This is a genomic window from Mesobacterium hydrothermale, assembly GCF_035818635.1.
Taxonomy (GTDB): domain Bacteria; phylum Pseudomonadota; class Alphaproteobacteria; order Rhodobacterales; family Rhodobacteraceae; genus Mesobacterium_A; species Mesobacterium_A hydrothermale.
The window spans coordinates 19,640-29,083 of record NZ_JAYLLH010000037.1; the positions used below are offsets into that span (position 1 = coordinate 19,640).

Genomic DNA, 9,444 nt, shown 5'->3' on the forward strand with positions numbered 1-9,444 from the left:
TTGGCTTCGCAAGGTATTTTATCACGCGGCCGCGAAGAGTTGGGTGATGAACTGGATCTCGCCTCTGACCCCTGCTTGTTTGTGATGGACGTGGCCGCGTTTGATGGTCCTTATCGTCTCGATCCCGCTCAGGGTTGCCCTGGCCGCTCGCAAGGATCGAAAGCTCTGACGGTAGCCAAGGAGGCGTTTCATGGCTGCATGATCGCTCTCGATCAGATTGTTACGCCACTTTCTGTCGATATGCCGGATACTTTCAAAATGCGGATCGTAGCGATGGTTGATCTCGCGAATGACCCGGGCGTATGCCGGGGCTTTGTCTGTCACAATGATGACCGGCCGGTGCAGGCGCACACGCTCAATCGCCTTGTTCAGAAAGGCCTTTGCCGCCTTCGCATCCCGTCGTGCGGTCAGACGGAAGTCGATCATTTGCCCGTTTGCGTCGATGGCACGCCAGAGGTAGCGCCACTTGCCGCCGACGCGGATATAGGTTTCATCTACGTGCCAGTCCACGCTGGCCCGGCGCACGTGTTTCTTGGACCGTTTGGTGATCTCCGGACCAAACTTTTGGACCCAACGATAAACCGTCGATCGATCAACAGTCACGCCGCGCTCGGCCAGCCGATCCACGACATCCTGGTAGGACAAGGGATAGCGCAGGTACCAGCGCACCGCGCAAAGGATCATGTCTCGTTGGAAGCGATGGTGCTTGAACGGCGATTGGCGCGGCATGATGGTCCTCCAAAACGCCGAACCTCACCAAACAGACCAAATAATGCAACAGTCCCCCCTATTCTGCACTCTCCCGGAATCGACCCCTAGAGGCTGGTTTTGCTGATTTTGAGACGCGCTGCGGCCTCGCGGACGTTCAATCCATCACTGATATGGGTTTTGGCTTGCTCGAGTTTTTTGGGTGTGACCACTGGCTTGCGCCCGCTTTTTTTGCCGCGAGTTGCGGCGGCCTTCAATCCGGCCTGTGTGCGCTCGACAAATCGGAAGAACCTCCGGCCTAGTAGCGATTGGCCGGACTTTACTCCGGCCTATTCGGAACTGAACCTGTGAACCAATGGCCCGGTGAGGTTCCAGCATGTGAGTGCTGCGTGTCGAACGAAGCTAAGCGGATGCTAGGCGCTCCAACGCTCCCCTCAAGGGCATCGCGCGAACGCCGCCTTGCCCTGGCGCATCTTTCTCATCAGCATAGACGAGGATCCGTTCCGAAATTTCCAACTCTTCGGCTGCTACGTGAAACCCGCGCGTGACTTTCGGCGAGGTCGTCCGCTTGATTTCGATGCCCCAAACCTGGCCTTGAGGGAGTTTCAAAACCAAGTCGATCTCTGCTCCGGCTGATGAACGATAGAAGCTTGCTTCGGTCCCACGTGGCGCGGCAGCAATCAGGTTCTCGATGCAGAAACCTTCCCAGCTGCCCCCGACCACGGGATGTCCCAGCAAGTCTTCCTGTGCCTCGATCCCAAGAAGAGCGTGGGTTAGTCCAGAATCCCGAATGTAAACCTTGGGTGACTTGACCAATCGCTTTCCTGCGTTGGAGTGCCAGGGCGGCAATCGACGCAACAGCATCAGATCGACTAACAGGTCGAGATATCGTGCAATGCTTTGTCCCGAAACACCAAGATTACCTGCAAGCTTGGCTGCGTTGAGAAGCCCCCCTTGCTCGTGCGCGAGCATGGTCCAGAACCGGCGTAACGTTTCGGCGGGGATGCGCAACCCGAACGAGGGGATGTCGCGCTCAAGATAGGTCCTGATGAAATCTTCCCGCCAGGTGAGGCTGGCCCGATCACTCTTTGCGAGAAAGCTGTCGGGGAATCCACCACGCAGCCAGAGAGACGACATCGCATCCGAACCAACCTCCGGCAGCATGAATGGTGTCAGTTCGTGATAGCTAACCCGACCGGCCAGCGATTCCGCACTTTGATGCAAGAGTGTGTTCGATGCAGATCCCAACAACAGGAATTGCCCGGTCCGATGCCCCTGCCTGCGCCGACGGTCGATTTGTCCGCGTAAAGCACCGAACAAGTCTGGCAAGAGCTGGACCTCGTCAATCACGACGAGGCGACCCATCTGTTCGTCAAGATACAGGTCGGGTTCCTCCAGAACCTGGCGATCAGCGGTTCGCTCCATGTCGAGATAGACCGCATCGCGGCTTTCCGCTATGTCCTGTGCAAGCGTCGTTTTACCGACCTGCCGGGGCCCAAGCAGGACAACACCGGCTTGGTTCTCCAGTGCGTCTTCAACTGATTTTCTATGGCTACGCTCGATCATACCATGCAATTATGCCATGTCATGGAAGATTTGCAAGGTTGTTTTCAGAGAGCCCGATCAGTTGAAAGCGTAACCACGTCCAATCGAAAGGTTTCAAGGAGCCGCTGTTTCCACCATCCCCACATCTTCTAACTGTTCCCGGTCTGGAAGGTCAGCGAGAGTTTCCAAACCGAACGACACCAGGAACTGTTCCGTCGTTACGAACGTATATGGCGCCCCTCGCCTGGGCGCGCGCGGTCCGGTGCCGATCAGGCCGTGCGCGTGCAACCGCCCAATCAAATCGCGACTGATCTCTTTCCCGAAGATGTCTTTCAAACTATCCCGTGTGATCGGCTGGTGATAAGCAATCGCCGCCAGCACAGCGACGTCGAATTCGTTGAGGTCCAAGACCTGCTCGCTCACATCAACTGCAGCCCGGATAGCGGGCGCATAGACAGCCCGCGTTCGGAACATCCATCCGCCAGACACCTCGGCAATCTCGAAGGCACGCCCTTCCAGATCGGCGACGAGATCTTCGATCAGCAGATCGACTGACACCCCCTGCGCTACCACGCGGGCCAGATCCTCGCGCGGCACTGGCGAAGCACTGGCGAACAACACCGCTTCGATCCGGCGCATCCATTCACGCCAGCGCAGTTCGGGCGGCAGGTCGTCCAACTCGCAATCCAGCTCTGGCTCGGGGCGATCCTTGGCCATCGTCACACCCCGTAGAGCCGGAAGGTATCGCGGCCGGTCAGTTCCCGGATCGCCCCGAGTTCGACCAGCCGGTCGCAGAGCCGCCGCGCGGCGCGATCCGGCAAGGGCAAGGCTGAAGAGGCCACGGCATCACGGGTCAGGAACATCTCGACAGCGTCCCCGGCACCCTTGGCCCGGAGCGTTGGCGCGACCGCTTTCAAATGCGCGGTCCGGCGCGTCAGGTCTGCCGACAGACGCGAAGCCTCGATGGCGGATGTCGTCACGGTGCGATGACAGGCCAGCCGCAGATCCTCGCCGCGCTTGCGCAGATCGGCGCGTTTCAGGCCCGCAGCCAGCAAAGGTACAATTTGCTTCCAACCAAGAGCTTGCGCCAAGGCGGCATCGGCCAGGATCAACGCGGCAACATCCTGTCGCGGGACCTCGGTCAGAACGGCCTCCATCACCAAGGTAGCCCGAGAAACTGGCGCACCCTGCCCAGTATTGAGCCACGCGGCGATCTGGCCCGGCTCAAGGCACGGCAAGGCTTGAACCAGAGCTTTGATCGACACCTGCCGAGCCGCCGCGCGCCGCCAGCTAAGGTAGGTATCCCCTGCCGGTCCAGGCAGATCGCCAGGACGCAAGAGATGCACGGCATCGCGTAGCTCCCCTGCCCGCTCCGACCGCCCCGAAAACACGACACACGCCTCCGCTGCACGCAGCGCCAAGCGATCCCGCAACAAGGGTTGGGGCACCTCCTCGCGTCCCAACACAAGATGCAGATGGCTCAACGCCGCGCCTGACAAAAACGCAACATCTTCAAGGGTTTCAGCCCGCACGGAAGTGACCCAGGCGGGCATCTGGGGTAGTGTGTCGAGGTCGCTGATGTGATCCGGCCGGGCAAAAGTCATGCCCAAAGCTTATACATCCGCGGCGCTTTTTTCCAGAAAATAGCGAACTAACCGCCCCTCTTTGCCGTTCGAAAATATGTCCAATAAGTTTGCATTATCGGACATATTTGGGATAGACTCAGAAACATGAGCGAAGCACCCGAAAACCAGACCCCGGAAGCTGAGAAATCGACCTCAGCGCCCTCCGATTCCATAGATGATACTCCGCGCGACGAGAGAGATCGCTCGCGCCAAGATACCATCGCCCTGCCCTCCCATGTCGCCGGTTCCGGCAGGCTCGATCGCCTTGTCGATACGGCGCGAGATTATGCCAAGGCCTCGACGGCTGAAAACACCAACAAAGCATACGCCGCCGACTGGAAGCATTTTGCGCGCTGGTGCAGGATGAAAGGAACAGAGCCCCTCCCCCCGTCGCCGGAGATGATCGGCCTCTATCTCACTGACCTCGCTGCACCAGCCACCAAAACCACTGCCCTCTCGGTGTCCACCATTGATCGCCGTCTGTCCGGCTTGGCCTGGAACTACGCGCAGCGTGGCTTAACCCTCGACCGCAAAGACCGCCACATCGCAACTGTGCTGGCCGGGATCAAGCGCAAGCACGCCCGCCCGCCGGTGCAGAAGGAAGCGATCCTGGCAGAAGACATTCTCGCGATGGTGGCCACCCTTCCTTTCGATCTGCGGGGGCTACGAGATCGCGCGATCCTTCTTTTGGGCTATGCCGGAGGCCTCCGCCGATCAGAGATCGTCAGTCTCGATGTTCACAAGTATGACACGCCGGACTCTGGCGGCTGGGTGGAAATCATGGAGAAGGGCACCCTCCTGACCCTCAACGCCAAAACCGGTTGGCGTGAAGTCGAGATCGGCCGCGGCTCCAAGGATCATACCTGCCCCGTGCATGCTCTCGAGCAATGGCTGCACTTTGCGAAGATCGACTTCGGCCCTGTCTTTGTAGGGACCTCGCGCGATGGCAAGCGCGCCCTCGATACACGGCTCAACGACAAGCATGTGGCCCGGCTGATCAAGCGCACGGTCCTAGACGCCGGCATCCGCTCCGAACTGCCCGAAAAGGAGCGGCTGGCGTTGTTCTCTGGCCACAGCTTGCGCGCCGGTCTCGCCAGCTCCGCAGAGGCTGACGAACGCTATGTCCAGAAGCAGCTGGGGCACGCCTCGGCCGAGATGACCCGCCGCTACCAGCGCCGCCGTGACCGGTTCCGCGTGAACCTGACCAAGGCCGCCGGACTCTGACCCCCTGCCCTATCATGCCGCCTGCCCGCTAAGCCTGCCATAGAAGCTGCGCTCGAGATGCAGCTCCCCTGCCCCGGCCTTCTCGACCATGCCGCGCAGATAGCCGCCCGGCGAGGACACTTCGCCCGCGCAGTGCTTCTCGAAGACAAGCGCCAGCGCCGCTGTCGCCACCTGTTTGCCCAATCGGTCCTGTGCCACGTTCCAGGCATGCTCGGACACCCCGATCATCGGCCTTAGTTGACCAGCAACCCGGTGCAGATCGCCCCAATCCTTCAGGAAGCCGCCCATATTACGCGCCCAGGACGCGAATTCGGGACAGGCCTGCATCACTGTGGGCAGATCCAGTGCCGCGCGCTTCTTGCGGACTTCAGCCACCCACTCTTCCAGCTCCCTATCAACCTGATCTTCGGGTCGAGCATTGGTCACCACGGCCGCGACTTCCTCATTTTCTGAGGAATTACGAGTTACAGGATCAAGTTGGTTTGTAATTAGTATATGAGGGTCAGAAATGACCTCCCTGGGGTTCATTTCTTGAGTCTTCTCGGGAACTTGTTCCTTGGCTTCGGGCGCGTTTTCCACAGGTTGAACGACCTCGGTTGCCTTGAGATAGGCCGCTTCGACGCGCTCCTGAAGTTCCTTGAACCAGCCCAGCAGCCGTGCAAGCTGCTCAGACGCTTCATGGCGGCGCGGAAGACGGTCCAGAAGCTCCTCGAAGAGCCCCGTGAATTGCGTCCAGGGCCCGCGCAGCGCGCTGCTGACGGCCGCCTCGATCCGAGCGCGGATCATACGGCGTGCAACCGTGATCTGGCGCTTCAGGCGCTGACAGAGCTCGCGCTCGGCCTGCAAATCGGCATGGAGCTCCTCGAACTCCTCGACACGCGCCGACAGCGGCGACAAATCAAAACCATAGGCCTCGACGATGCGCCCCTCGGCGTCCCTGCGGCCCCACCGCTTGCCGTTCGGGCTGTCCTGGAAGGAAATTACGCCGATCTCGGCCAGCCGCCGTGCATGGCGTTTAAGCGCCGAAAGCGAGAACCCCGTCTGCTCCATCAGATAGGCATTCGACGCCCAGACGATAGGGCGTTGCCCCTCCTCCCAGTCTTGGGCCTGCGTAAAGGCCCCGAGCGTATCGAGGAGCATCATGTCTCCTGCCTTGAGGCCAATGTAGGCCCCCACCCGCTTAACGGCCACGAAGGCCCGCGTTTTGGGTACAGCCACCTGTTCACCGGCTTGGGCAAGTTGCTCTGCAATGCCAAGACCCGGTGTCGGCTTGCGCCAACCTGTATGTTTCATGCCTGTTTCTCACCTCCAGTTATGTGGAGGCAAAAGAAAGCCGTTCGCCGAAGTGGCGTTCTTGTTGACAGTGATTCGCGGGAGAGATATCTTCTAAGCGACCAAACTTTTCAGATTAGCTCTCAGGCCACGCTGCTTGGGGGCTTTTCTTTTGCCTAGATCATTGCTCTGACTGCTCCTCTTTCGTCGCGAGGAATTCGCTGTACAGCTGATCAAGCCGACCCGAGAGAAAGTCCCCGAACGCGGTTGAATCTTGTGCAGTAAGCGAAATGCTGAATGCCTTTCCTGACCGACCGATGACGCCCTTGATGCGGCCTTTGCCAGCGGTCCAGGTTCGTTTCTTGGGCGTGGCACGCGTTTTTCGGCGCTTCGGTACCCTACCCGCTTCTGCCAGCTTGCTGTGCAGGAACTCAAAGCGAGCATCACTGTCGAGGTTCTGAAACCCGTCGAACTCCAAAGCTTCCTCGAGGATCTTGTCATTCGATGGTTCCGAAGCCAACTTCTTGAAATCTTCCCAGCGATCACGCCCAATCTGCTTGGCCGGACCAATCCGTTCGATGACGTGCCGTGGGACGTTCTGCGCCACTGACAGCATCCGTGAAAGCAACGTCCCATCGATGGTAAGGGCGGACTGAATCACGTCCTTTGCTTGCCCCATATCCAAGAGGCTCTTCGCAAATAGGGCCTTCTCAATAAAAGAGAGATCTGCGCGCGCTGTGTTTTCTTGCCCTTGAGCAAGAATGTGGGCCACGTCGTCCATCGGTTTTACAACGGCGCGAACCTTACGGCCGAGCGCCGATGCAACTCGCACACGGCGATGCCCGAAGACGATCATATAGCGGCCATCCGCTTCCGGATGCGGTCTAAGCAATACCGGCGTGTCCTGGCGACCTGCTGCGATCGATGCTTTCAGTTCGTCGAAAGCAACATCGTCATCACTAAGTCGATCCGAAACGAATGACACATCGATCAATTGCGGATCGATCTCGACAATGGTTTCGCCTTCAAGGAGACGCTTCGAGTTCTCCGCAAGGCTATCAATCGAAACCTTCATCGATTTCGAAGCACCGCGCATTGCGTATCCAGAGCGACCGGAATCCTTGGGCTGCTCCGGCGAGCCGGCCATAACGCTCTTCAGGAGGTCTTTGCGAGCCATTAAGCCATCTCCCTTTCGACCGAATCCAACCGACGTGCAGCGCGCATTTCGACAGTTGCACGGCTGTCAAAACTGGCTCTCTGCACGGCTGTCAAAACCACATTCATTCTCGCCCCCAAGCCTTGTGGATCAGTTCAGCGATTTCGTCGTTCACATCATTCAAAGACGTAACTGCGCGGTCGTAAGTAGTCCGCACGAACTGAGACCGTTCAACTTCGTAAAGCGTTTGCTTGGTGATCCCAGCGTCGGAGATCGCCGTAGACTTCAGCACAGGAGCTGACAGCATCTGATTTGGGAACATCGCCTGGAGGAACCCAACCATCTGCTTCTGGGGACCGTCCGTTGGTTCAAATCGCGTTACGAGGTAACGGAACCACTTCAGGCGCATGTTCGCTCCAGCGTCACGGATCGTCTTCATGATCCCGCCCAGCATCAGGAGAAACTGGCTCATCGACATGACGTCCAGCATCTGAGGATGGACCGTCACAATGACCGAGGAAGAAGCCGTGAGAGCAGTAAGCGTGAGGTAGCCCAGCTGAGGAGGGCAATCGATCACAACCACGTCGTAGCGGTCATCTACCTCGCTAAGCGCCTTCGATATACGAGTGAAGAAGGTACGGCCCTCGTGGGGATCGCTGCTCGTCAAAGCAACCGGGGTATCGTATTCGTACTCTTGAAGCTCGAGACTTGCCGGAACGATATCTAGGTTGGGAAAGTTTGTCGGCCGGATCACCTCGGAGATCGGCTTGCGCTCGGCATCATACCGAAGTGTCTCGTAGAGCGAAGGCACGTCGTCGAGTTCAGGCTGAATGCCATGCAAAGCTGTGAGCGAGGCTTGAGGGTCCAAGTCGATGGCAAGAACTCGATGCCCTTTCAACGCCAAGTGCTGCGCGAGGTGGGCGGCTGTAGTGGTCTTTCCGGAACCCCCTTTGAAGTTCACGACAGACACGACGTGCAGTTCTTCGCCAGGCTGCCGATAGGGGACATAACGGCGTTTTCCGGGGCGGCCATGCTTGTCGAGATATGCTCTCAGTTCCAGCATTTGCTCGGCCGAGTAGCTGCGCCTCCCGGACGACGACGTTTCAGGTTCAGGACCTTTGCCTTCGAGATGAAGCTTCTTAATGGTCGACTGCGTCACGCCGAGATAGTAGGCAACCTCGGCCAATGAAAACTGACGTAGACCTTTTTGGGCGTCCGGAGGATACTGTTCCTGCCGCAACATATTGAGGCGGTCGGAAATCAACTCTCCTTGCTGCAGGATGATCTCGTCGAAGGGTTGATCCTTCGTATCAGCCGCAAAAGACCGTTCTCGCATCCGCCTGTCCTCTAAATATCGCTTTTTCAGCGATTTCGCTCATTAAAGTGTCATCTACACGGAAAAACGAGTCTTAACAACGATTTTCGCGCGGCGGTTAGATCTAACCCAATCCACCAGAGTGCCTAGATGTCTCGACAAAGTGTAGCGATCGAGGAATGTAGCTACCCAATATCTAGGGGGGACTGTCACTAGCTCGGATGTGCAGTCAACTCTAACTTCGCGCCCGTTACACCACAACTATCTGTTATTATTTTATTTTTCCGCACTGCACGGCTGTCAAAATGCAAAGCGATCGAGGCCTCAGAACGCTAGGGGGAGCACGAATTCGTCTCCTCCAAAACGGATTGCGTCATCATCACCTTGTGTCAATTCAGTGATCAGCTGCTTCCACCAAACGCACCAACCACTGGCTGCAAAATGCGGGGAATGCGTGTCAGCGCGATGGGAAACAGCAGAAATCGGCTGGGTTGCCCCAGCCGATTCTTTACGTCACGCGGCGGTATTGTCACATAAATCTGCTCTGATTGTTTGGCGCGTGATTTTGGGCTAGCTGACCGTGATGCAAACACCGTCGA

At 58.1% G+C, this 9,444-nt stretch carries 9 protein-coding genes; 1 reads left to right on the plus strand and 8 read right to left on the minus strand.

Features of this window, described 5'->3' with window-relative positions; genetic code table 11:
- Positions 1–21 precede the first annotated feature (21 nt).
- The 4 genes from VK792_RS17595 to VK792_RS17610 form a co-directional block, all read right to left on the minus strand.
- Positions 22–729: an IS6 family transposase gene (locus VK792_RS17595; protein ID WP_326299179.1), complete on the minus strand. Its 708-nt coding sequence runs from the start codon at positions 727–729 to the stop codon at positions 22–24.
- Positions 730–1,110: 381 nt separating this feature from the next.
- Positions 1,111–2,274 carry an ATP-binding protein gene (locus VK792_RS17600; protein ID WP_326299180.1) on the minus strand — a complete coding sequence of 388 codons (1,164 nt, stop codon included), beginning with the start codon at positions 2,272–2,274 and terminating at the stop codon, positions 1,111–1,113.
- 93 nt (positions 2,275–2,367) lie between these two features.
- Positions 2,368–2,970, minus strand: a complete 603-nt coding sequence (gene scpB / locus VK792_RS17605; protein WP_326299181.1) for an SMC-Scp complex subunit ScpB — start codon at positions 2,968–2,970, stop codon at positions 2,368–2,370.
- A gap of 2 nt (positions 2,971–2,972) precedes the next feature.
- The gene (locus VK792_RS17610; protein ID WP_326299182.1) at positions 2,973–3,857 is read right to left on the minus strand and encodes a DUF1403 family protein; all 885 of its coding nucleotides are present in this window, start codon (positions 3,855–3,857) and stop codon (positions 2,973–2,975) included.
- A gap of 126 nt (positions 3,858–3,983) precedes the next feature.
- Here VK792_RS17610 and VK792_RS17615 point away from each other — a divergent pair, with 126 nt between their 5' ends.
- Positions 3,984–5,102: a tyrosine-type recombinase/integrase gene (locus VK792_RS17615; protein ID WP_326299183.1), complete on the plus strand. Its 1,119-nt coding sequence runs from the start codon at positions 3,984–3,986 to the stop codon at positions 5,100–5,102.
- A 12-nt stretch (positions 5,103–5,114) separates the two neighbouring features.
- Here the strand turns inward: VK792_RS17615 and repC are convergent, their stop codons facing one another.
- From repC to VK792_RS17635, 4 genes are all read right to left on the minus strand, one after another.
- Positions 5,115–6,395: a plasmid replication protein RepC gene (gene repC, locus VK792_RS17620; RefSeq protein WP_326299184.1), complete on the minus strand. Its 1,281-nt coding sequence runs from the start codon at positions 6,393–6,395 to the stop codon at positions 5,115–5,117.
- A gap of 160 nt (positions 6,396–6,555) precedes the next feature.
- A complete protein-coding gene (gene repB, locus VK792_RS17625) occupies positions 6,556–7,551 on the minus strand; it encodes a plasmid partitioning protein RepB (protein WP_326299185.1) in 996 nt (331 codons plus the stop codon).
- Positions 7,552–7,654: 103 nt separating this feature from the next.
- Complete coding sequence (gene repA, locus VK792_RS17630; RefSeq protein ID WP_326299186.1) at positions 7,655–8,866, minus strand: plasmid partitioning protein RepA; 1,212 nt, start codon at positions 8,864–8,866, stop codon at positions 7,655–7,657.
- Between the two features lie 380 nt (positions 8,867–9,246).
- Positions 9,247–9,444: hypothetical protein (locus tag VK792_RS17635; protein ID WP_326299187.1), on the minus strand; the 198-nt coding region annotated here is incomplete at its 5' end.